Genomic DNA, 23,213 nt, shown 5'->3' with positions numbered 1-23,213 from the left:
AACCCTAGGTTGACCTCCCAAACGGCTTTTTATTTGACTACGCTGTGTAGAATCGACTGTTTACTTTATGCCCATCCCCCTATAGGGCTAATCCCTATAACTTGCCTTATCCAACACTCGCATTTCTTTAGGAGAGCCGCATGAAACAATTCAAAAAAGTTAGCCTCACCGCTCTAGCACTTTCAGCAGCACTGCTAGCCAGCACGCCAACGATGGCCCAACAAGTGACTCTGATGACAGGCCCTCAAGGCGGCGTGTGGGTCCCACTAGGTGGCGCTCTCAAAGGAATGTGGGAAAAGGCCATTCCTGGATTGCAGGTCACCTCAACACCAGGAGCTGGCATTGCCAACGTCCGTGGCGTAGACGAGGGCAAGGTACAAATCGGATTCGGTAACTCGAGCAGCACAGTGGACGGCTTAGCTGGGCGTGCCCCCTTTCCAAAGAAAGTGACCAAAGTTTGCCAAATGGCTAACTTGTACCCACAGTTCTTTCAAGTTGTTGCACTGCAATCTGCAAAAGTTAATTCTTTCGCAGATCTGAAGGGTAAGTCGCTAGTGACACAATCTCGCGGTAATACAGGCGAACTCCTCACTGACCTGATTCTCCAAGCCAATGACATGACTTATAAATCTCTGTCCAAGGTCAATTTTCAGGCAAGCTATTCAGACGCCGTATCGATGATGAAAGACGGGCATGTTCAGGTGTTTACGCTGGGTACTACCTCACCAGCGTCAGCCGTGATGGATTTGGCCAGTGGACGTGACGTGAACCTCGTTCCCGTCGACGATAAAACCATGGCTTACATGAAAAACCTAAACCCTGGCTACAACCGCTTAATCATTAAGGCAGGAACATATCCAAAGCAAACACAGGACGTACCGGCGATCGGTTACTTAACGCACCTGATTGTCGCCTGTGATATGCCAGAAAAGACGGTCTACGAAATGGTGAAAGCAATGGCGACAAACGTTCCATCGCTGGTTGCTGTCAGTAAGGCTATGGAAGGCCTGACACCAAAAGTGATGGCAAGTGACATTGGCGTACCGCTCCATCCAGGCGCTGCCAAGTACTACAAAGAAGTGGGCGCGCTTTAAGTATTAGCGATCACGCTGTAACGAAGGAACACTCGCACCATGCAACAAGTTATATCCGATGAAAGTATCGCTATTGATCCAGCGTCTAAGGCACTGAAGACTCTTATTACGGTCCTCGCTGTTGCCATGTCGCTTTATCACATGTATGTGGCGGGTTTCGGCCCTCCCGAAGCGGTCATCTTTCGTGGAACACACTTGATGTTTGCCTTGGGGCTTGTGTTCCTGCTTTACCCTTCAAGTTCGAAGGGTGGCGTTGCGGCGCGCTCGTACGATATGTTGCTGTTAGTCATGGGAATCGCTGCGATTGCGCATATCTTCATAGACTATGAAAACTTCACTCGCCGCATCATTTACATCGACGAACTAAGCAAGACGGATCTGTTCTATTCGTTTGTAATGGTGGTCATCGTTCTCGAAGGTACTCGACGTGTAATCGGTTGGGCGCTGCCCGTGACAGCCATGATTTTCATCGCTTACACAGCATTCTTTACACAAATCAAATTGCCCGTCCTGATGGAGCAACTGTATTTTTCAACCGAGGGGATCTTTGGCTCGACGCTTGGTGTTTCAGCGTCCTATGTCATGCTATTCGTGATCTTCGGTGCCTTTATGGAAAAGAGTGGAACTGGCCAATTATTCATGGACTTCGCCATGTCGATCACCGGCAAATATGCTGGTGGACCCGGCAAGGTTGCTGTGGTGAGCTCCTCGTTGTTCGGCACCGTCTCTGGAAGTGCGGTGGCTAACGTAATGGTCGATGGCCCCATCACTATTCCACTGATGAAACGAACCGGCTTTCGTCCATCGTTTGCCGCTGCCGTTGAGTCTGTCGCCTCGACGGGCGGTCAGTTGATGCCGCCTGTTATGGGTGCTGCAGCCTTCGTGATGGCGGAGTTTTTAGCCGTGCCCTACGCTCAAGTAGCATTATGGGCAGTCATTCCAGCGCTCCTTTACTACGCCTCAGTTTTCTTTGCCGTACATTTTGAAGCGAAGCGCTACAAACTTGCCGGAGTTCCTCTGAGCGAGTTACCAAGATTCAAACAAGTGATGCTCGAACGAGGTCATTTGTTCATTCCAATTCTTATTATTCTCTTCGGTTTGTTTTTGGGCTTCTCTGCACCGCTTTGTGCATTGATTGCAGCAATCTCCTGTTTGCCAGTAGCGCTAATGCGAAAGCTAACGCGGACTGGAATCACGTGGATGACTGTGATTCAGGCCCTAGAAGATGGTGCTCGGAGCGCACTCTCCGTCGCGATGGCGTGCGCATGCGCTGGAATTGTGATTGGCTGCGTCACGATTACTGGTTTAGGTATTGTTTTCACGCAAGTCGTGATTGAACTCGCTAACAACTCCTTATTTCTTGCCCTACTGCTGACCGCTCTTGCAGGCATCGTGCTCGGCATGGGCATGCCAACCACCCCTGCATACATCGTAATGGTCTCGCTACTCGTCCCGGCCATTATTAAGCTGGGCGTGGACGCGCCTTCTGCTCACATGTTTGCTCTCTATTTTGCAATTTTGTCAGCCATCACACCACCGGTGGCTCTAGCTGTATTTGCGGCTGCCGCGCTCGCAAAAGCCAATATGTGGGAGGCGGGTTTTGCAGCGATGCGAGCCGCAGCACCGGCCTACATTGTCCCGTTCATGTTTGTTTACGAACCTACACTACTTCTTATCTTTAAAGACGACACATCTTATATTACGGTTCTGTGGTCAGTGCTCACGGCCCTGATTGGCGTAATCGCCCTAGCAGGAGGATTTTTTGGCTGGCTGGTAGGGTATGCAACGATTACCCATCGGGTGCTGTTGCTGATCGCGGCCGCTTGTCTTATCAAGCCAGGACTAATCACAGATGTCATTGGCTTTGGATTAATGGCTACCGTGGCGCTTTTGCAATGGAACAACACCAAGCGGGCAACGGTGTAATAGTTAACGCTAAAACTGAGGAAAATCATGCAAACTCAAAGAAGAAAATTTCTTGCCATAGTATTAACTGCCTTCGCAGCAACTATTGGCACTCTAAGCAGTGCTACCTATGCGCAAGCTACATATCCAAACAAGGCAATTCGCCTCATTGTCCCATTCACTCCCGGCGGTGTAACCGATACAAGCGCGCGACTGATTGCCGACCAAATGACAAAGCGGCTTGGTCAGCAAGTTATCGTAGAAAACAAACCAGGCGCATCCGGCAATATTGGTACAAATCAGGTCGCTCAAGCAGACCCAGATGGCTACACCTTGTTGCTCGGCTTTGACGGCACAATGGTCATCAATCCACATGTGTTTGCCTCGGTACCTTTTGATGCAATAAAGGACTTCGCTCCAGTTGGTAAGATCGGCGATGCAGATCTGGTCATCGTTGCACACCCCTCGGTTAAGGCCAACAACATCAAAGAGCTGATTGCTCTATCAAAGTCTGAGCCTAACGGACTGAATTACGGTACATCTGGCTTAGGTAGCACCCCACATATCGCTGGCGAAACGCTAAATATGAAAAGCGGCTCTAAGCTCGTACACGTTCCCTATAAGGGCGGTGGTCAAGCCATGATTGATCTTCAAGGAGGCAATATCCCTCTGGTCTTCACCGCAGTTGCCGGGGCACTCCCACATATCAAGGCGGGGCGGATTAAAGCCGTTGGTGTGCCAAGCGCAGCGCGCTCACCTTCGTTACCCGATACGCAAACATTCATCGAAGCCGGCTTGCCTAATTTTCTGCTTGCTTCATGGGTGGGTATTTTGGCTCCCGCCAAAACTCCAACGGCCGTCATCACGAAGCTGAACAGCACGTTAAATGAAGTGCTGAATGATCCGGACGTCAAGAAACGCCTTGAGGTGTTAGGCATAACAGCCACACCCGGAACGCCGAAAGCCTACGGCGATCAAATCAAAAATGATTTGGCAAGCTACGCAGCAGTAGTCAAAGCGGCAAATATCAAACCGCAATAATCTGATAATGAACAAAGGCGTGTCTTCTTGACACGCCTTTTTTTATGACTGCAACAGGAAGCGCCATGAACAAGGCAATGATTCACCTTTCGGTTCCTATTAAAGACATCGCCTCAACAATTAAGTTTTACGGTGAAATCCTTGAGTGCAAGATCTCGCGTCAGCAAGAAGACCGACTCGACATTGATTTTTTTGGACATCATCTCGTCGCACAACTCTCAGAGATAGAAGCCTCTCACACCTCGATCACTATTGGACGCGGCAACTACCCGCTCCGTCATTATGGTGTCATCGTGAAACCGGAGATCTACGAGAGAATGCTGTCTAGACTGCGAGAGGCAAAAGTCCCTTTTGCTATGGAGCCAGACAGGATTTTTATTGGTACGCCCCGCGAGCAATCCGTGTTTCTGGTATTTGACTACTCAGGTAACGCTGTCGAAGTGAAGGGCCTGCCCGACCCATCACAAGTTTTTACTTCTGCATAAATGTGCCGAGCAACGATGTGCCGTGCAGGTACACGACACATCTACGCAACAGTTATCAATTGATTTTGATAGACCGAATTAGCGTGGTCCACTTCTCTTCGTCGCGCTTAAGATTCGCGGTAACGACCTCAGGCGTGGACGTCACCAGATCAATCCCGAGCTGACTGAGGCGCTGCCGCAGTTCATTATCCGTTCCCAAGTCACGCATTGCACCCGAGATGCGATCTTGAAGTCCCTTATCCATCCCGGCAGGTGCCACTAAGGCCAACCAGAAGGTTGCTTCAAAATTCTTTACCCCTGCAGCCTCGTTCATCGTTGGCAAGTTAGGTAACGTTGAGATGCGTTCAAGCGACGTCACCGCCAAGCCTTTTGTCTTATCACTGGTCACAAACGGGATCGCCTCATTGGCGGCGGAAAACATCATTTGCACTTGTCCACCCAACAAATCCTGTGCAGCAGGCATACCGCCTTTGTAATGCGCGACAACCATCTTCAAGCCAAATTCGCGGATAAAGTATTCCGCGGCAAGATGGTTAATCGAGCCAACCCCAGATGTTCCAATCGCATATTTATCAGGGTTCTTTTTAATTAGTTCGATCAACTCCTTAACACTATTGACCGGCAGACTCTTGTTGACTTGAAGTACAAAAGCCGAACTCATCATCATAGAAAGCGGAGTAAAACTCTCGTAAGGTTTGTAGCTCACAGTGCCTTGCAGCGCTGGATTGATCACAATCGAAACAGGGGCTGCATAGAGCGTGTAGCCATTGGGCTTTTGGCTAGCCACATAGGTGCTGGCGACAGTGGAGGCAGCGCCCGCCTTATTCTCGATCACCATGTTTGCGCCAAGCTTCTTACCCAGCGCCGCAGCGATTGTTCGGCTCGATACATCGCTGACGCCGCCGGCCGGATAAGGCACAACAAACTTCACGGGCTCTTGTGGGTAATTTGCGACCGATTGCGCTTGAGTGACCGCACTCGCAAATACCAAGCCTGAAGCCATCACGGCACCAAACATCACCTGCAAAGATTTCTTATTGCTCATCGTTCTCTCCCTTTTTTGTTTTATAGCAGTGCGCCGCGAGCCGCAATGGGCCAAATGGCTTCTACCTTGTCACCCCGAATACAAATCAGTTCGTCATACAAATTAACCGTGGGATCACAATGCCCAGGAATCAGCATAACGGCATCACCGAGCTTAAGCGTCGAATCTACCGTTAACTCCAAAGCACCATGCTCATCGGATGCCTTTAAATACCTCGCGTCGTCGCGTCCCCACACTGCAGGCATGCCCGAGTCTACACTCGAAGCTTTGAGTCCTGCATCAACCACTGCACGGTCTTTAGTCGGATGACTCAGTACAGCTGACTTGATGAATAAGGCGTGCTCAAAAGGTAGATCCAATCCATCGCGCTGATTCGCAGCATAGTCTCTGTCCATGAAAATGTAGGAACCCGCCTGCACTTCGTTGAAGACCTTCGAATCACGCTCAAGCATAACCGAACCTGTACCCGCACCGGTGATGCGTTCAACCTTGATGCCGAGTTTTTCAATTGCCGCTTTGGTGGCAGTCGCTGTCGCGCAAGTTGCAGCAATCGCATCCTTACGCTCTTGAGGTAAACGGTAGTGTTGAGCACTACCGTGGTAGCACTGCAGCCCCATGAAATTCAAGTAAGGCGCCTGCTCAATTTGTCGCGCTAGAGCCACCGTCTGCTCAATCGAGTCGACCCCGCAACGCCCCATGCCCACATCGATTTCAATGTAGACGTCAATTTTTACTTTACGTGTCTCGCTTGCCTGCGCGAAAGCGCGGATTTGTTCCTCGTGATCAACTAACACTCCGATCCGAGCGCGCGCCGCCAAATCTAGTGCATGGGAAACTTTTTTTGCACCGACCACCTGATTGGTAATCAGCACATCCTGAACCCCTGCGTCCACAAACACTGCGGCTTCACTCACCTTTTGACAACAAATCCCAACAGCCCCATTTTTGATCTGTCGCAAGGCGATATCAGGACACTTGTGGCTTTTGGCGTGCGGACGCAAGCGCACACCCGTCCCCGCAAGCGCATCCTGCAAACACTTAACATTACGTTCAAAAATGTCTAAGTCCAGTACGAGCGCTGGCGTGTCAATTTGATCAAAGTGATCGCCAACGTGGGCAGCTTTCCAGGGAGACATGGTCAATTTCCGGTATGAGTAAATACGCAGTTGTTCAGTCACGATAGTGACCGAATTCTAAGACACTTCCTGAGAAAACTCAGCAATACAGTTCTCGTAAAGTGGATCGCTCGAAATGAATCCCCCTGCACGCATACTGAGCTTGAGTCGCTCAAAGCCGACTCGAGAGATCGTCCTTTTACAAAACCACAGACCTGCTGCTTTATATCGATCCATAGACTGCACAAGTATGTCCGTCGCCACATGGGGGTAAAACGGCGCGACCAGTCCAGCAAGCTCTCTTCCCGTATGCGCATCGATCCAAGGACCCATTTTTTCAACCGCGCGAATCATGGCATCAAATAAAGCCCGTTTTTGCGCAATGATTTTGCGGGTGGAGATGAACGTCGTGTAAGCAGTCGGACCACGGCTATGGGCAGCATGCAACACCTCGCCAGCACGCATCGCAAGCGTCTGAGAGACAAACGGCTCAAAATATTGAGCGTAGTCGATGTGGCCAGCCTTTAACGCCTCCAGGTTCTGACCCATCGTGCGCTGTGCATTGACCTGTAGCGAATCGATAGACAGCCCCGCATCACGAAGATCTTGCTGCAAGCAAAGCCAAGGAGTCGGAACTTCTGTCACAACCCCAATTTTCTTACCCGTTAAGTCCGATAGGCTAAATGGCTTGTCATGTTTGTGTCCTACTAAAAAGAACGGGTCTTTGCCAACAACCTCACAGAACGCAACGAGTGCATTTTCAGAATCGGCTTCCTGATCACGTTGTTTGATCACACGTAGCGGCCCCCCCCAAACAACGTCGATGTTTCCTGCGAGCATGTCTGCAATTCCACTACCTGGCGAGGCAGAATCGATTAATTCGATCTCAATCCCTTCTTGCTTAAACAGTCCTAAAGCATTGGTGGCATAAAAAGGCGCATAGAAGACGGCCCTAAAGTTTTCCGCTAATTTTATTTTCATAGATTTTCCGCAAGGGTGAAGCTACCATCTATCAAATTACATCACTGTTTTAAGTCTTTTGGAGCATGGCTTATATGTTGAAATCTCATGATCGGTATGACTATTCAGCGATTTCGAGTCGACCAGACTACAGTTGGCCAAACGGCAAACGGCTAGCCATCCACTTTAGCCTAAACGTCGAGCACTTTGCGTTTGGCGAAGGCATGGGTAACGACTATGCGGTTCCCCATCCTCAACCAAATTCACGCAGCTTTGCTTGGCGAGACTACGGTAACAGAGTGGGGGCCTGGAGACTTCTTGAGCTTGCTAATGACTTAGACTTCCCATATGCCTTGTTAGTCAACACCGAGCTCTACGACTACTGCCCAGAGATGATTGCCGCATTCAGCAAGCGTGGTGACGAAATCGTCGGGCACGGGCGCACCAATGCAGAAAGGCAGGTCGACATGTCGCTTGAGCAAGAGCGGGCCTGTATACGCGAGGCAGCACAAACGATTTTCAAACATGAAGGTATCGCCCCAAAGGGGTGGTTAGCGCCCTACATCTCACAAACCTACGATTCTCCGGATCTATTGAAAGAGCAAGGGTTTAAATACATGATGGACTGGCCACTGGACGATCAACCCGTGTGGTTTCGCACCAAGCATGGGCGAATTCTTGCCATACCCTACTCCCACGATCTCAATGACTCAATTGAGTGCGTGTCTAGACGGACCCCGGCACAGTTGTTTTGTGAGAATCTCATTGACCAATTTGATGAGATGCTTGAGGAATCGAGTAAACGCCCCCTTGTGATGAGCATTGTGCTGCATAGCTTCATTCTTGGGCAGCCCTATCGTCTGCGTCAGCTGCGTCGTGTGATGCAACATATTCTTGCCCACCGCGACGACATTTGGCTGGCAAGACCCGGTGAAATTTATGACCACATAAATAGTCTGCCTGATGGGGTTGTTCCTGGCAGTACCCTCAAGTAAGCTAGCTCTAACATTTTTATTTTTTGATCTACTGGACTCTCAATATGCATACTCGCGCCCTTTTGACACGACTCGTACGCCATACCCTTATCCTGGCGCTCCCTCTTGCTCTGACCCCAATCTCGGCACACAGCCAGGCAGCTTACCCAGACAAGCCGATCACGATGGTCGTGACAGTTCCCCCCGGCGGTGCCGCAGACTTTGTCGCGCGTACGATCGGTGAGGCACTCTCCAAACAAGTAGGGCAGTCGGTCCTGATCGAAAACAAGGCTGGAGCAAGTGGCACGATTGCGACCGCTTTCGTTGCAAAGGCACCGGCCGACGGCTATACCCTCCTTCAAGGCGCCATTTCGACGCACGGGATTGGGCCGCACTTCTATACAAAGACTCCGTATGACCCCTTCAAAGACTTCATGCCGCTGGGAGTTGTCGCCGAGTTTTCGTTAGTTCTTGCTGTCAATGCAAACTTACCTGTAAACAGTGTTCAAGATCTTATTGACTTAGCAAAAAAGAAGAATGGACAGATGAGCTTTGCCACTCCTGGTGCCGGAAGTGCTCCGCACCTGACAGCAGAGCTGTTTATGACCGAAGCCGGCATTAAGATGCTACACGTTCCCTACAAGGGCTCGGCGCCTGCGGTGGTCGATGTCGCGAGCGGTCAGGTTGACATTATGTTCGACGGCTTCCCTTCACTCATGCCTCATATCAAGAGCGGTAAGTTGCGTGCGATCGCGGCAGTGAGCCCCAAGAGAAACAGCTTAGCGCCAGACCTCCCCACTTTTGCTGAACTAGGCTTTCCAAAGATGATCTCCTCACTTTGGTATATGCCAATGGTGCCAGCCAAGACACCCAAAGAAGTTGTGGACAAGCTCAATCAGGCCTTGATCAAGTCTCTGAATGGTACCGAGGCACAGAAACGTCTGGAGGCCGGTGGCGCCCAACTTGTCTTTGGCACACCCGCAGACTCGCAAGCCTATATGAAGAAAGAGTACGACCGCTGGGGCGTTGTCATTAAAAATGCTGGGATATCAACCAGCAACTAATTCCACATAAAAAGAAGCATGTAAAAAGGCGTTTGACTTAAAAGTCAAACGCCTTTTTCGTGCCTTGCATATTTAGATCGCTTCGAACTTGAAACGAGTCACTTTAGCCATATTAGTACCTTCGACACGAATGAGACTCGTCGACGCTTTACGCTCCGGCGAATGAAGGTCTCCTTCGTTATAGACGTGCGCAACGCCTGGGACCAACTTATAGCGTTTAGTTAGTTTGACCTTGCCAGGCTTATCAGCCGTTGCGGCTTCGATCAATTCGTAATCGCACATCTCTGTCTCGCCGCGCGCCTGGCCATAAATAGCCCAAGAGTGTGCATGATCGTGAGGAGTAGAATTTTTAGCGCCGGGGTAATTGTGAGCCACCACACAAAAACCGAGCTCTGGATCTTCATAAATCACTTCGCGCTCACCTACGTTTGCATGAAGATGCTTTTCAATAAACTCTTTATCTAGCAAGATCTCTTTGAGCAGGCCAGCCACTTTTTCACGTCCGGCTGGGCCGGGGTTATTTTTTAAAAAGTCGTGACACTGCCGAGAAAACTGTTCGAGTGTGTGGCCCATGGCGGGAGACTCCTTGCTCTAAGTTAAAAAAACGATTGTTTCATTCTACAACTGATTGCTGGGCATACTTTTGATAATGCTCAAACGCGAGGCAGACTGTTTGCCGATGCACTGAGACCGTCGTCTCAATGTTCGTCCCGTATCCCCCTGCCATGCAGATCATCAATGGCAGGCGGCGGGTCAGCGCATACGAAAAAACGAACTCGTCCCGGCTAGCTAAGCCCTGTTGAGTCAACTTCAATCTTCCAAGCCTATCGCCCTCGTGCGGGTCGGCACCAGCTAAAAAGATCAAGAAATCGGCATTAAAACGCTGATCCAAGTTACTGAGTGCTTGCCCCAGCGCGGCAAGGTAGGTTTGGTCGTCACATGCATCGGGTAGTGCGACATCGAGATCGCTGGGCTCCTTACGAAAAGGGAAATTCTTATCCCCGTGAAGCGACAACGTAAACACGGTCGGATCGTGACGAAAGATCGCAGCTGACCCATTGCCTTGGTGAACATCTAAATCAATGATTGCAATCCTTCGCACGCCTAGCGTGCGCTGGAGCACCCGAGCAGCGACTGCTGCATCATTGAACACACAAAAGCCGCTCCCCTTTTCACGATAGGCGTGATGTGTGCCTCCGGCCAAGCTAACACCAACACCCGACTCGAACGCTGACTGACAGGCCGCGATGGTCGCTCCGACGGACCGGCGCGAGCGCTCAACCATCTCTGTGCTCCATGGAAATCCGATCTCTCGCTGCTCTCTCGCATCGAGCGTGCCCGAAATCACTTTCGTTACATAGAGGGGATCATGCGCCAACAGTAACTGGGTATCGCTCGCCGCGGGTGCTTCGTGAAAGCTCAACCCAGGTACCGTACTGAGACTTTCTCGTAACAACCGGTACTTGGACATAGGAAATCGATGCCCCTGAGGCAAGGGGAGCACAAAGTGATCTGAGTAATAGACGTCCATGTTCAATACGCACTCAAGAGAACTTTATTTTATATTTCGCAACGCATAACTGGCACAATAGCCCCTTAAGCTATTAGGCAAACTGTAGAGCTCCACAATGCACAGATCGTTAATTATCGTACTGTTTTGCACGGCATGGCTCACCGGATGCAGCTCAATAAAAATAGCCTATCACTACGCGCCTAATTACCTGTCCTACCGTTTGAACGCATACGTCAATCTTGACGCTCAGCAACAACAACTATTAGACGCAGAGTTAATCGACTTTTCGAACTGGCATAGCTCGACCGCCCTGCCGCAGTATTCAAGCGCGCTAAAACTGTGGTCCGGCCGGCTCGATAAAGCTGAGCCCTTCACGCCCGAAGAGATCGTCGTCATGTACCAGCAAGTGCAAGAGGCACTTCTGGCGCTGAGCATCCAAGCAGCAAAGCAACTAGCACCTATCGCCGTCAGCCTCAAGCCAACCCAGATTGCGCAACTACGTGCCCGTTTTGAAACGGAAAACAAAGAGTACGCTGATAACTATTTGAAAAACTCTGACAGTAGCAGCACTCGCAAAAAACACCACTCTCGTATGCTCAAGCGCTATGAAGATTGGCTAGGTTCGTTAACGGACCAACAAAAACTGAGTTTGACTCAACTTGCGGATCGTCGAGCAGCGTCATTTGCGTTATGGGCAAATGAGCGTCAACTTAGACAGACAGCGCTGCTTGACACACTCACTGGGCAGCGTGACAAAGACCCGACTCAAGCCGAGACCGCGTTGACACTTTATACAAAAAGCCTATCTGAGTATCGCGATCCGAAACTTATTAGCCTGCAAGAATCCCTTCGTAAGGACTGGGCTGAAACGACCGCTGCCTTACTAAACAGCATGACGCCCACACAGAGCCGGTATTTAAAAACCAAGCTGAGAGATTACGCGGAAGATTTCGCGAGTTTGACACCAACGCGCCTAGCTCAACAAAAATAAACAAGGGCTTGCTTAAATTGCTTTAAATCTTGTGCACTTCACAAACGCGATTGCAGCAAACGGTAACAGGAGGCCAAGAATTAAGCAGATCGTGAGTAACGGGCCAAGCTGCGTGTAGTCGGCCGCCACCTTGATCACGCCCGTTGACTGATCGCGCACCTCTCGGGTCACAACATATATTTGATTTAAATACTTTGTTCCCAGCTGACTCGCCGACAGCGCAAGATTCGTGAAAGAAGCCATCACTGCAAAATAGGTAGCCTTGAGATTTTCTGGCGCAGAGCGCGCGATCCATGCGAGCATGGGGATCATCGCCAACTGACCTAAGGGCGACTCAACCGCAGTATCAACTAGCGCGATAAAGCGGGCATCTACGATCCCTCCAGTCATCGCACTTGTCCAATTATGTAGCCCGTAATACATGCCGAGAGTCGGAACCGCGAAGGTTGTGCTTAGCAGAGCCAACATCCCAATCACGAAAGTAATTGGTCTTTCTGCCATAAATCGACGAAAAACAAACATAGCCACAAGGGACAAAACGCCACCAACTAGCGTCAATACAGACATGAAGTACTGATCAAACTTAAGGTCATCAATCACCCACCACGCGATACTTGGCCCCGGCGTTGGTGCTGCACGAAACATAAAAATCACGAGTGCCGTGCCCACGAGAGTCATCCGCATATCGGGTGCCAGCTCGCTCGTCATACGAGCAATCAAATACAAGATGATCGCGAGCGACCCCACAAATATAATTTCTTGACCATACGGAAATTGACTCAATCCGATCGTCAAGGTGAACAGTACGAACACAAAACTACCGATCAAAATCGTCCAGTTAGGAGCCGTGGGCGTGCCGTGCACGTTGAGAACTTGTTCGACTTGCCCCCGATCTAAGCCTTTAGCTTCAAGCTGCTTGCGCGCGCGCCCCTTGAGCCAAGCAGCGATCACCACGCCTACTACGGAGAGCAAGGGAATAATCAATGCCGTCCAATAAACATACAAGTAGCCTTGAACTTTTTGGGCTTCACTCATGCTCTCTACGCCAGAAAATACGTACAAGTTCACAACCGAAACTAAAAGAGAGCCGCCAACCACAGCGACGCGTCCTAATGTCTGCATGGTTGTGTGCATCAACCTTATCTTCTCAGGCTCAATTGCCACACCATCGCTATCGATACGGGGCACCGCCTCCACTGTCATTGCATCCGCAACGGAATCCTGCAAGACGTAACCCATGGGTGCTAGCAACGCGCTAATGATGTACCAGGTATCGACCGGCAGAATCCGCTGCATGGCCTCCCGCTCACCAATCAAGCCGATCATGATTAACAAACTTGTGGCGATCAGAAGCGCGCCACTAAATAAAATTAGATTTTTGGCGCGCCAAAATAAATCAACCAGGTGGCCAAAGACCATTTTGAGAGACCAAGGAATGGCTATCCAGAAACTCAGAGAGGCCAAGACGGCGCTCGATAGGCTGAGATAGTCTTTCACAAAGAAGGTACCAACGATCGCTGTCAGGCTCGAGACACCCGCCGCTAAATAAACCATTAGGGGTGGCAGATAGGACAGATGAAAATCACGACATATCCCAAATATGTGTTGGTTAGTCCAGCGAATTACGCTCGTGCGCATACCTAGCAAGCCTCAAGTGATCGTTTATGTCCGAGTTCGATTGTCACATAAGACTTACCCGCATACACCTATTGTTTGATTGACAGCTCGACTTTCTTTGGCGAGAATTGAGTGAACAGTGCGATAGACACTGCAAAGCCGCCAGCAACTACGCCGTCGGCCTTGGGAGGAGCATGCTGCACACGGTACCTTCATCTGGGCGTTCGGCCATTCTGACCGAGCCTCGGATAAGCGTATCGAGCAGGCGCCTGTCATGGTCGATTTGAAAACTCGAGCTCTCCAAGGAGAATCCATGAAAAAAGCCCTAGCCCTAGCCGCAGCCGCAGCATTTATTTTCGGCGTCTCGCAACCTCAAGAAGCTAAAGCGCAACGCGCGTTGGACGTTGCTAGTACCTTTCCAAAAAATATGGTTTATCTGGGCGAAGGCGCCGAGAACCTAGGCAAGCTACTCGCCGACGTGTCCGGCGGCAAGCTGCGCATGAAAGTGCACGGCGCTGGTGAACTCGTACCTGCGCTAGAAGTATTCAACGCGGTGAGCTCCGGAGCTGTCCCAGCAGGCTGGGATTGGATTGGCTACTGGGCCGGCACTGTCCCCGTAACAGGCCTGATGGGTGCTATGCCTTTTGGCCCAGGACCAGAAGTCTTTCTTGGCTGGATGTGGGAAGGCGGCGGTTTGGAGATCTTGCAAAAGGCCTACGACAAGTACAACGTGAAAGTACTCCCTTGCCACCTCACTGCACCCGAGGCGGGCGGCTGGTTTAATAAAGAGATCAATTCGCCAGACGACTTTAAGGGTCTGAAAATGCGGATTTCTGGGCTTGGTGGCAAAGTCATCAACAAGCTCGGTGCCTCATCACAACTGATCGCTGGCGGGGAAATCTACGTTGCGCTCGAACGAGGACGAATTGAAGCTACAGAGTTCTCGCTTCCTATCATCGACAAGTCCCTCGGCTTTCAAAACATCACCAAGTACTACTACTTTCCAGGCTGGCACCAACCTGCAAGCTGGAACTCTTTGATTATCAACATGAACGTCTGGAAGAAATACTCCGAGACTGAACAAAAGCAATTTATCGCCGCATGTAAGGCAAACGTGATTTGGTCGATGGCAGTCGCACCTGCTGCGCAAGGCCCCGTCCTCGAAGAGTTCAAAGCCAAAGGCATCAAGGTATTACGCTTCCCCGACCCCGTGCTTCAAGCCTTGCGCAAGGCATCTGCCGAAGTGCTCCAAGAAGAAGCTAAGAGTGACCCTATCTTTAAAGAAGCTCTGGATTCACTTAACGCGTATGCCAAGACCGCCAATGCTTGGATGGAATTGCAAAGTCTCCCAACAAAATAAGGTGTAACCCGTGAACACCAAGATGCACCCACTAGAGCGGTTCGGCCAAGCACTAATGCAGTTGAGTGCATGGCCGGGTCGTCTGAGTTCTTGGCTCATCCTACCCATTATTCTTTCCGTCTTGGTTGGAGTGGTGGGTGGTTTGATGCGTCTTGGTGAGCTTTTTGGTTGGGGCTTTTCAATCCCACTCTTTGGCTCACGCTTAACCATGGCGAGCTTAACCGAGCTTGAGTGGCATCTATTGGGCGTGATTGTGATGCTCGGCGCCGCCTTTACGATGGTCGAAGAGCGTCATGTTCGCGTGGATCTGATCTACGCAAATCTTTCTGATCGAAAAAAAGTCACTATTGATCTGCTTGGCGACATATTTTTGTTACTGCCCTTTTGTGCAATCATCTTTTGGCTATCGCTTGGTTTCGTCGACCTCGCCTATCGCTCTGGCGAAAAGTCTGACTATGGCGGGCTAACGGATCGTTATCTCGTAAAAGCAATAATTCCTCTTGGTCTGGCGCTGTTGTTTGCCTGCGGCCTGGGTCGAGTGATTCGCAATATCGGATTCTTGCTAAGTGGCCGACCACAGCGACGTATCGATGATTCATCAAATGCAACTTAACTAAAAAGATCAAGCGAATCATGGGCGATTACTTTCTACCACTTGCGATGATTCTGGCACTTATTGTCGGAATCTTTACGGGCTACCCAGTCGCCTTTTTGTTAGCCGGCGTCGGCGTTGCCTTTTGCTTCTTTGGCGACATCCCTGTGTTGTTTCTGGGCACCGTTGTTTCCCGCATTTTTACGGGCACGCTTGCGAACTGGTTACTACTTGCTGTGCCGTTGTTCATTTTTATGGGCTTAATGCTCGATAAATCAGATGTCGCGCGCAAGCTCTTGCTATCGTTAGAGCGCTTATTTGCCGGCATGCGCGGAGGTATGGCGATCTCCGTGGCGCTCCTAGGAATCGTGATGGCCGCCTCAACAGGCATCGTAGGAGCCTCCGTCGTTCTGCTTGGCGTACTTTCGTTGCCGGTCATGCTGCGTCAAAAATACGACAAGGGGCTTGCAGCAGGTATCGTTTGCGCCTCAGGGACATTAGGGATTCTTATCCCACCGTCGATTATGTTGGTTCTTGTCGGAGATATTCTCCAAATATCGGTGGGCGACCTATTCATGGGTGCGCTGATCCCAGGCTTGTTGCTGGGTGCCCTCTATATAATTTACATCTTAGCTATCGCATTTTTCTTTCCACACAAAGCGCCCGCCGGTGTCGCAGATGTTGACGATAAGCGGCCACTCTGGTTTGCCTTGACTTGCGATTTGCTCGCGCCCGTCTGCCTAATCATGGGCGTGCTAGGTTCAATTATTGCAGGTATCGCAACGCCAACAGAGGCAGCTGCGATTGGTGCGGCTGGCACCATCATCATGGCTGCTGCCGCTGGAAAACTTAATTATTCTAATTTAAAAGAAGTCGTTCTTGAAACGGGAAAGACGAGCGGCATGGTCTTGTTTGTGGCGATCGGTGCAACATGCTTTTCTGTCATTTTTAAGCGCATCGGCGGCAACTCAATGATCGAGGACATGGTCAGTGCACTTTCTAGTGGCCCCTATAGCACGCTCGCCGTGGTGATGATCTTGATCTTCATTCTTGGCTTTTTTCTTGAATGGATTGAAATTAGCTTCATTGTCTTACCGCTTTTTGCACCAATTATTTCTGCGCTCGATTTTGGGCTAGGTTTAACACCTGCTCAGCAGCTGACTTGGTTCGCCATCTTGGTCGCAATAAACTTACAAACCAGCTTTTTGACTCCGCCCTTTGGCTACGCACTTTTTTACTTGAAAGGCATCGCTCCGCCCGAAATCAGCATGACAGACATCTGTAAGGCAATCATCCCTTTCGTGATCCTTCAGTTAATTGGACTGACGCTTGCAATTATTTTCCCAAGTTTGGTTATGTGGTTGCCGATGTATCTCATTAAATAGCGGAGACACTGTTAATCTCGGTGTCATTGTTTTGATGCAGTAACACACCAAGATGGAACTATCAGCCAAACCGCCGACGGCAGAAATAATTAAGGCGTCCAAGCGGTTCGATACCGGTGTGCTGGCGCTTTCAGAGGTATCGCTCTCTATCGGCTCTGGTGAATTTGTCACCCTACTTGGCCCGTCCGGTTGCGGAAAAAGTACCATACTGCGCTTGCTCGCGGGACTGGAAATTCCAAGCGCTGGAACAGTTCATGCGCCTGCTGATGACGGCGCGCAACAATACGCAACCGCCTTTGTGTTCCAAGAGTCAACGCTAATGCCATGGGCGAGTGTCTTCAATAATGTGTGGCTGCCCCTACGCTTACAAGGATTCAGTCGATCCCATTCTCGCGCTCGCGTGGAGGCCGCTCTAAAAAGCGTAGGTCTTGAAGATTTCGCGCAAGCATTCCCAAGACAGTTGTCGGGCGGCATGAAGATGCGGGTATCCATCGCTCGAGCGCTCATCACGGAGCCAAAAATTTTGTTGATGGATGAGCCCTTTGCCGCGCTAGATGATTTGTCGCGACATCGTCTAAACAACGACTTATTACATTGGCAGCAAGAACGAGGCATCGCAACGCTCTTTGTGACTCATAATATTGCTGAGGCTGTTTTCCTAAGCAGCCGTGTTCTAGTCATGGGAGCCAGGCCAGGGAGAATCCTTCACGAACGAACGATTGGTGAGCCTTATCCCAGGACGTCGATATTTCGAGACTCAGATAGATTTTCGAATCACTGCCGCGCGCTGGCATCTGCCCTTACGCTGTCGACGACACCTAGCGAAAGCAGCTAATGAAGACGCTTATCAATAGCCTCTTGCCTGCGCTCACGCTAATCGCATGCTTAGTGCTGTGGGAGCTTGGCGTTCGATGGGCTGACATCCCCGCTTACACCCTTCCAGCTCCGAGCCGCATCGCAACCACCCTAATCGACAACTGGTCCTCTCTTGCGACGAGTTGGTGGTTCACCATCAAGATCACTCTTGGTGCCTTGGCTCTCGCCTGCCTTGGTGGCATTCTGATCGCCTCCGTATTTTCTCTTTCGCCACGACTAGAACGCGCTTTTTTTCCAATCGCTGTTGTGCTTCAAGTGACACCCATTGTCGCGATCGCCCCTCTGATGTTGATCTATATCGAAAGCACAACCGTTGCACTCTTACTCTGCGCATGGATTGTTGCTTTTTTCCCCATTCTTTCGAATACCGTAACAGGGTTGCGCGCCACCGATCGAAACTTAGTGGAGCTCTTCAGGCTCTATCGCGCGAGCCCGTGGCAACGGCTGACACTCCTGCGCGCTCCAGCAGCACTACCGTACTTTTTAACTGGTTTGAAGATTTCCGGCGGGTTGAGCTTGATCGGCGCTGTCACTGCGGAGATGGTGGCTGGCTCGGCAGGAAGGGAGACGGGACTTGCTTCACGGATTCTTGAAGCAAGCTTTCGTACAGAGACGCCAAAGATGTTTGCCGCACTGGCATTGTTGGTATTGACAGGTGTACTGGTATTCGTGTTGTTTAATATCCTTTCATTTTTTTTACTCAGGAGCTGGCACAGTTCTGAGCAAATTGACGAGTTCGATCAGAGCTCCTAGGAGTGTTTTATGACCTTACGACTTGTGCACTCTCTTTTTTTATCGCTCTTGCTGCTTCCAGCGGCACAAGCACAACAAGCAGTCACCTTTGCAACCAACTGGAAAGCGCAGGCCGCACACGGTGGTTTCTATCAAGCAGTTGCCGATGGGACTTATAAGAAGTACGGCCTAGACGTGACGATTCGCCAAGGCGGCCCTCAGGTCAACAACCGCCCGCTGCTGCCTGCGAAACGCATTGATTTCCTGATGACTGGGAATCTGCTGCACAGCTTTGATAACGTGAAGAATGGTGTACCTGTTGTTGTGGTCGCGGCTATTTTTCAGAAGGATCCACAAGCCTTGATGGCTCATCCGGGTCAGGGCTACGAGAGCTTCGCTTCACTGAAGAATGCACCTACCGCACTCATTGCGAAAGATGGCCAGTTCACTTGGTGGCAATGGCTAAAAGTCGTACATGGCTTCAAAGATGAGGTGCTCAAACCCTATAACTACAACCTCGGTCCTTTCCTTGCGCAGCCCAAAGCCATTCAGCAAGGCTACTCCGTCGCTGAGCCTACCTACATCAAGGAGCAAGGGAAGTTTGAGCCCATCGTGCATCTATTGGCGGATCACGGCTTCTCAACCTACAGCACGCTGATTGAAACGCGCACCGACACCGTAAAAAATAATCCTGAACTCGTGCAGCGTTTCGTGGATGCCTCAGTTATTGGTTGGGTGAATTTTATGTACGGAGACCGTTCTGCTGCGAATGCCCTGATGATGAAAGACAACCCAGAAATCTCCCTCTCGGAGATAGAGGCCTCAGTCGTCCTCATGAAGCAGCAGGGCATTGTGGATTCTGGAGAGGCACAAAACCAAGGAATCGGGGCAATGTCTTCAGCGCGTATTCAGGATTTTTATCAGCAGATGGTTAAGGCCGGGCTCTACAAGGCCAATGATGTTGATCTAGCTAAAGTCGCGACGACCGAGTTTGTGAACAAGCAGACTGGCGTGGCGTTGAAGAAAACTCTGACAACCAAATAAAAAATGCCGGATCAGGCGTTATGGGGCCTTCCGGCATGCACATGACGCGCGCCGCGCGTCCCTACGCTGGCGTATCGCCTTTCAAAGTAATGCGATAGAGCAAACGCTTGTGCCCGTGGTAGTCGTTTACGGGGTTATGCATCACGCAACGGTTATCCCAAAGGGCGATCGACTTAGGTGCCCAAGAAAAACGGCAGGTGAATTCTGGCTTGACTTGATGCTCGAATAGGAAATCAAGCAAAGGAGCGCTTTCTTCCTCGGTCCAGCCTGCAAAGCGCATCGTATGCCCAGGATTAACGTAGAGCGCCTTTCGGCCTGTCTCGGGATGTGTACGCACAACGGGATGTTCTGAAACGAGCTCCTTACGCACATTCTCTTCTTTAGCGGAATCGCCGACACGATCCTCACGTGTTTTAGTCACGGTTGCTTTCGCAGATGAGTTCACACCGCGCAGGCCTTGAAGCACACGTTGCAAGTCAGGCGACAGGGCCTCGTAGGCAGCATAGTTGCTCGAGAATAAGGTATCACCTCCATACGGTGGTAGCTCCTCTGCAATTAACATCGTAGCCATGGGAGGCGTCTGTAGATAAGTCGTATCCGTGTGCCAAATGCCACCAAAGTTATGTTTTTCGTGGGGTAGCTTCAATACCGGAATAATGAAGGGGTGGTCAGGAAGGCCTTTGACAAAGGGATATTCAACGATCTCGCCAAAGCGCTGCGCAAAATGTTGGAACTGGTCCATCGACATGTTCTGGTCGCGAAAGAACACAACGCCATGTTCCAACCACACCTGACGGATATCTGCGATTAAGGCGTCGGAAATCTTTCCTACAAGATCCACGCCAAGAATTTCGGCGCCCACTGCGCCCGATAGTCGTTTGATCTGCATACCATGCCCCAAATGTTCTAGATTTTTTTGAATACTAACTTTGGTAATCATAAGCCAAAAATTGGTACTTGCTTACGCTAGAAAACGATCTCCTAGCGTATTGAGCGCCACTGCTTTATGATGGTTTGAGAAAAATCAAATCAAAATAAATCCTTAGCAGACTAAGCCTGCAGTCATGACTCCTACAGGCGATGCTATCAGCGGAGACACGCCATGCCCAACCTTCAACAAAGGTGCCTTACCTTAGCGATACTGATCACGGTATGGCTTGTATCCGGGGCGTCCGCGCACGCACAAAATGCCTACCCCCAAAAACCAATAAAAATAATCGTACCTGTCGCTGCCGGTGGTGGCACAGACTTTGTCGCGCGCGTCGTGGGGCAAAAGCTTGGCGAAACGCTATCGACCCCAGTCATTATTGAGAATAAACCTGGGGGAGGCGGTAATGTGGGGGTAGATATTGCCGCGAAATCGGAACCAGACGGCTACACCTTGGTCATGCCCATTACCTCCTTTCCCGTCAACCCTGGTCTGTATCGCAAACTGCCCTTTGATACACAGAAAGATTTTGCCCCGATCACGCTCGTCGCGTCAGCGCCTCTACTGCTAGTCATCAATGCGCAGCTCCCGGTTCAATCGCTCGCAGACTTAATCAAGCTTGCGAAAGACAAACCTGGCGCATTGAACTATGCAACGTCTGGCGTAGGGACCACTTCGCATCTTGCCGCAGAGCTTTTTAAATTTACGTCAGGGTTGGACATCGTCAACGTACCCTATAAAGGCGGTGGTCCAGCCGTGACGGATTTAATCGCCGGAAGTGTACAAATGTATTTTTCGACTGTCCCTGCAGCATTGCCACAAGTCAAAGCAGGAAAAATTCGCTCGCTGGCAGTCACTAGCTCAAAACGCGTCCCAAGTCTGAGCGATGTGCCCACCGTAGCCGAAGCAGGTCTCCCCGGGTATGAAGTGGTGGGCTGGTTTGGACTCTTCGCTCCAGCCAAAACCCCTGCTGCCATTGTGGAACGACTCAACGTTGAAGTCGTAAAGATTTTACAAATGCCAGACGTCCGAGAAAAAATCGAGGCGCACGGCTTATTGCCAGGCGGTGGAACTTCAAAAGAGCTGGGTGTATTTTTGGATACGGAGATAAAAAAATGGACTCACCTCATACAAGCGGCCAACATCACCCAGCAGTAACGCTCAGTTAGCACGAGGCGGTACATCGATACCATTTAAACGCGTTGATGTCTTGCCTTTAAAGCCTGTGCTTGATCTTTTCTCGAGCCAGTAGCCATAATTCGGTGCGATGTTCGAGAAGATATTTTCTTCATCGAGCTTATCTGCTGCATCAAGCACCCAGTTCGGGTTGTGTAAGAGCTCACGGCCAATGGCAACTAAATCTGCCTGTCCTTTTTGTAGAATGGATTCCGCTTGGTCCGCATGAATGATTAAGCCCACCGCCATGGTGAGTAGCTCCGCATCACGTCGAACCTGCTCGGCATAAGGCACTTGATATCCATAACCAGGACGAGTGACGCCGCTAGCGATAGAGTGCTCAGACATACCACCCGTTGAGCAATCAATGACGTCCACACCGGCAATTTTTAGCGCGCGGCAAAGCGCGACGGTATCCTCAACCGTCAGGCCCGCCTCGTCTACCGCGGAGGCACGATAGAACAATGGTTTACCAGTCGGCCACACAGAGCGCACTTGTTCTGCAACTTCAATTGCGAAACGCATACGATTTTGGAGTGAGCCGCCATATTGATCTTTGCGCTGATTCGCTGCCGCAGACAAAAACTGATGCAATAAGTATCCATGTGCACCATGGATTTCCAATACGTCAAAGCCCGCCGCGTCAGCACGCACAGCGGCCTTACCCCACATCTCAATCTGGTCTTGAATGTCTTGAAGGCTCATCTCACGTGGAACACTCGCCTTAGAGCCAGCCGCAACAGCGCTTGGAGCAATTAACTCCCACTCCTCGTCATGATCGACGCCTTTTTGCTCAGGACCAAGCGGAAGGCGCCCTTCCCACGGCAAAGAGTTTCTTGCCTTGCGGCCCGAGTGGCCAAGCTGAATACCAATTGCTGAGCCCTGCGCCTTGACAAACGAAGTAATGCGCGCCATCGGCGCAATAAAGTCGTCTTTCCACAGGCCAAGATCGTTTGGTGTTGTGCAACCTCGGGGATCCACTTTTGTTGATTCGACGAACACGAGACCAACACCACCCACTGCATACTTTGCGTAATGCGCAAGATGCCAATCAGTTAAGTGACCATGATCCGCACAATAGGTCAGCATCGGCGAGAGCGCGATACGATTCTTCAGCGTGAGATCACGAATCTGTAGCGGTGAAAATAATTTTGTCTTCATGATATCCCCAGTTTTTTTCTATAGAGAGTGTCACAAATATAGGACTCGATTGCAACACTCATATTGACTTAACCTCCCATAAACAACTCTGAGGATTCATACGCAGGTCTTGCTTTCAACGAAATACAGTGTTGGAATATATAGACAACCATGGG

22 protein-coding genes are annotated in these 23,213 nt (G+C 50.5%); 14 read left to right on the top strand and 8 right to left on the bottom strand.

Annotation, left to right across the window (positions count from 1 at the left end):
- Positions 1 to 140: 140 nt before the first annotated feature.
- The 4 genes from KZZ10_RS07735 (at position 141) to KZZ10_RS07720 (ending at position 4,525) form a co-directional block, all read left to right on the top strand.
- The gene (locus KZZ10_RS07735) at positions 141 to 1,094 is read left to right on the top strand and encodes a TAXI family TRAP transporter solute-binding subunit (RefSeq protein ID WP_259660908.1); all 954 of its coding nucleotides are present in this window, start codon (positions 141 to 143) and stop codon (positions 1,092 to 1,094) included.
- A gap of 39 nt (positions 1,095 to 1,133) precedes the next feature.
- Positions 1,134 to 3,020: a TRAP transporter permease gene (locus tag KZZ10_RS07730; protein WP_259660907.1), complete on the top strand. Its 1,887-nt coding sequence runs from the start codon at positions 1,134 to 1,136 to the stop codon at positions 3,018 to 3,020.
- A gap of 27 nt (positions 3,021 to 3,047) precedes the next feature.
- Positions 3,048 to 4,040: a Bug family tripartite tricarboxylate transporter substrate binding protein gene (locus tag KZZ10_RS07725; RefSeq protein ID WP_259660906.1), complete on the top strand. Its 993-nt coding sequence runs from the start codon at positions 3,048 to 3,050 to the stop codon at positions 4,038 to 4,040.
- 65 nt (positions 4,041 to 4,105) lie between these two features.
- Positions 4,106 to 4,525 (top strand): VOC family protein, encoded by a 420-nt coding sequence (locus KZZ10_RS07720; RefSeq protein WP_259660905.1) that lies wholly within the window; start codon positions 4,106 to 4,108, stop codon positions 4,523 to 4,525.
- Between the two features lie 55 nt (positions 4,526 to 4,580).
- On the opposite strand, the gene KZZ10_RS07715 is transcribed toward KZZ10_RS07720, so the two are convergent.
- Genes KZZ10_RS07715 through KZZ10_RS07705 form a run of 3 tightly spaced genes read right to left on the bottom strand, consistent with a single transcriptional unit; the run spans position 4,581 to position 7,666 of the window.
- On the bottom strand, positions 4,581 to 5,570 hold the full coding sequence (locus KZZ10_RS07715) for a Bug family tripartite tricarboxylate transporter substrate binding protein (RefSeq protein ID WP_259660904.1): 990 nt from the start codon (positions 5,568 to 5,570) through the stop codon (positions 4,581 to 4,583).
- A 20-nt stretch (positions 5,571 to 5,590) separates the two neighbouring features.
- Positions 5,591 to 6,706, bottom strand: coding sequence for a DSD1 family PLP-dependent enzyme (locus KZZ10_RS07710; protein WP_259660903.1), 1,116 nt, complete (start codon positions 6,704 to 6,706; stop codon positions 5,591 to 5,593).
- Positions 6,707 to 6,763: 57 nt separating this feature from the next.
- The gene (locus KZZ10_RS07705) at positions 6,764 to 7,666 is read right to left on the bottom strand and encodes an ABC transporter substrate-binding protein (RefSeq protein ID WP_259660902.1); all 903 of its coding nucleotides are present in this window, start codon (positions 7,664 to 7,666) and stop codon (positions 6,764 to 6,766) included.
- Positions 7,667 to 7,740: 74 nt separating this feature from the next.
- Here KZZ10_RS07705 and KZZ10_RS07700 point away from each other — a divergent pair, with 74 nt between their 5' ends.
- A complete protein-coding gene (locus tag KZZ10_RS07700) occupies positions 7,741 to 8,640 on the top strand; it encodes a polysaccharide deacetylase family protein (RefSeq protein WP_259660901.1) in 900 nt (299 codons plus the stop codon).
- Positions 8,641 to 8,684: 44 nt separating this feature from the next.
- The gene (locus tag KZZ10_RS07695; RefSeq protein ID WP_259660900.1) at positions 8,685 to 9,683 is read left to right on the top strand and encodes a Bug family tripartite tricarboxylate transporter substrate binding protein; all 999 of its coding nucleotides are present in this window, start codon (positions 8,685 to 8,687) and stop codon (positions 9,681 to 9,683) included.
- Between the two features lie 72 nt (positions 9,684 to 9,755).
- On the opposite strand, the gene KZZ10_RS07690 is transcribed toward KZZ10_RS07695, so the two are convergent.
- Both KZZ10_RS07690 and KZZ10_RS07685 read right to left on the bottom strand, forming a co-directional pair.
- On the bottom strand, positions 9,756 to 10,256 hold the full coding sequence (locus KZZ10_RS07690; protein WP_259660899.1) for a cupin domain-containing protein: 501 nt from the start codon (positions 10,254 to 10,256) through the stop codon (positions 9,756 to 9,758).
- 40 nt (positions 10,257 to 10,296) lie between these two features.
- A complete protein-coding gene (locus KZZ10_RS07685) occupies positions 10,297 to 11,214 on the bottom strand; it encodes a histone deacetylase family protein (protein ID WP_259661024.1) in 918 nt (305 codons plus the stop codon).
- A gap of 97 nt (positions 11,215 to 11,311) precedes the next feature.
- Between KZZ10_RS07685 and KZZ10_RS07680 the strand changes: the two genes are divergently transcribed.
- The gene (locus KZZ10_RS07680; protein WP_259660898.1) at positions 11,312 to 12,187 is read left to right on the top strand and encodes a DUF6279 family lipoprotein; all 876 of its coding nucleotides are present in this window, start codon (positions 11,312 to 11,314) and stop codon (positions 12,185 to 12,187) included.
- Positions 12,188 to 12,199: 12 nt separating this feature from the next.
- Here KZZ10_RS07680 and KZZ10_RS07675 read toward each other — a convergent pair whose 3' ends face one another.
- Positions 12,200 to 13,825 carry an MFS transporter gene (locus KZZ10_RS07675; RefSeq protein WP_259660897.1) on the bottom strand — a complete coding sequence of 542 codons (1,626 nt, stop codon included), beginning with the start codon at positions 13,823 to 13,825 and terminating at the stop codon, positions 12,200 to 12,202.
- A gap of 292 nt (positions 13,826 to 14,117) precedes the next feature.
- Between KZZ10_RS07675 and KZZ10_RS07670 the strand changes: the two genes are divergently transcribed.
- The 6 genes from KZZ10_RS07670 to KZZ10_RS07645 are packed head-to-tail and all read left to right on the top strand — an operon-like array spanning position 14,118 to position 19,793.
- The gene (locus KZZ10_RS07670; protein ID WP_259660896.1) at positions 14,118 to 15,164 is read left to right on the top strand and encodes a TRAP transporter substrate-binding protein; all 1,047 of its coding nucleotides are present in this window, start codon (positions 14,118 to 14,120) and stop codon (positions 15,162 to 15,164) included.
- A gap of 10 nt (positions 15,165 to 15,174) precedes the next feature.
- Positions 15,175 to 15,777: a TRAP transporter small permease subunit gene (locus KZZ10_RS07665; RefSeq protein ID WP_259660895.1), complete on the top strand. Its 603-nt coding sequence runs from the start codon at positions 15,175 to 15,177 to the stop codon at positions 15,775 to 15,777.
- Between the two features lie 20 nt (positions 15,778 to 15,797).
- The gene (locus KZZ10_RS07660) at positions 15,798 to 17,141 is read left to right on the top strand and encodes a TRAP transporter large permease (protein ID WP_259660894.1); all 1,344 of its coding nucleotides are present in this window, start codon (positions 15,798 to 15,800) and stop codon (positions 17,139 to 17,141) included.
- 52 nt (positions 17,142 to 17,193) lie between these two features.
- Entirely contained in the window at positions 17,194 to 17,976 is a 783-nt protein-coding gene (locus tag KZZ10_RS07655) for an ABC transporter ATP-binding protein (protein WP_259660893.1), read from the top strand.
- Positions 17,976 to 18,770, top strand: a complete 795-nt coding sequence (locus tag KZZ10_RS07650; protein ID WP_259660892.1) for an ABC transporter permease — start codon at positions 17,976 to 17,978, stop codon at positions 18,768 to 18,770. Before KZZ10_RS07655 ends, KZZ10_RS07650 begins: the two co-directional genes overlap by 1 nt.
- A gap of 9 nt (positions 18,771 to 18,779) precedes the next feature.
- Complete coding sequence (locus tag KZZ10_RS07645) at positions 18,780 to 19,793, top strand: ABC transporter substrate-binding protein (protein ID WP_259660891.1); 1,014 nt, start codon at positions 18,780 to 18,782, stop codon at positions 19,791 to 19,793.
- 61 nt (positions 19,794 to 19,854) lie between these two features.
- Here KZZ10_RS07645 and KZZ10_RS07640 read toward each other — a convergent pair whose 3' ends face one another.
- The gene (locus tag KZZ10_RS07640; protein ID WP_259660890.1) at positions 19,855 to 20,682 is read right to left on the bottom strand and encodes a TauD/TfdA dioxygenase family protein; all 828 of its coding nucleotides are present in this window, start codon (positions 20,680 to 20,682) and stop codon (positions 19,855 to 19,857) included.
- Positions 20,683 to 20,895: 213 nt separating this feature from the next.
- Here KZZ10_RS07640 and KZZ10_RS07635 point away from each other — a divergent pair, with 213 nt between their 5' ends.
- Positions 20,896 to 21,879 carry a tripartite tricarboxylate transporter substrate binding protein gene (locus tag KZZ10_RS07635; protein WP_259660889.1) on the top strand — a complete coding sequence of 328 codons (984 nt, stop codon included), beginning with the start codon at positions 20,896 to 20,898 and terminating at the stop codon, positions 21,877 to 21,879.
- 3 nt (positions 21,880 to 21,882) lie between these two features.
- Here the strand turns inward: KZZ10_RS07635 and KZZ10_RS07630 are convergent, their stop codons facing one another.
- Entirely contained in the window at positions 21,883 to 23,058 is a 1,176-nt protein-coding gene (locus KZZ10_RS07630; RefSeq protein ID WP_259660888.1) for an NADH:flavin oxidoreductase/NADH oxidase, read from the bottom strand.
- Positions 23,059 to 23,213: the final 155 nt, after the last annotated feature.

This window comes from Zwartia hollandica (genome assembly GCF_019923725.1).
GTDB classification, from domain to species: Bacteria; Pseudomonadota; Gammaproteobacteria; order Burkholderiales; family Burkholderiaceae_B; genus Zwartia; species Zwartia hollandica.
Note: the sequence above shows the minus strand (reverse complement) of the source record. Positions and strands in the feature narration are given on the sequence as shown.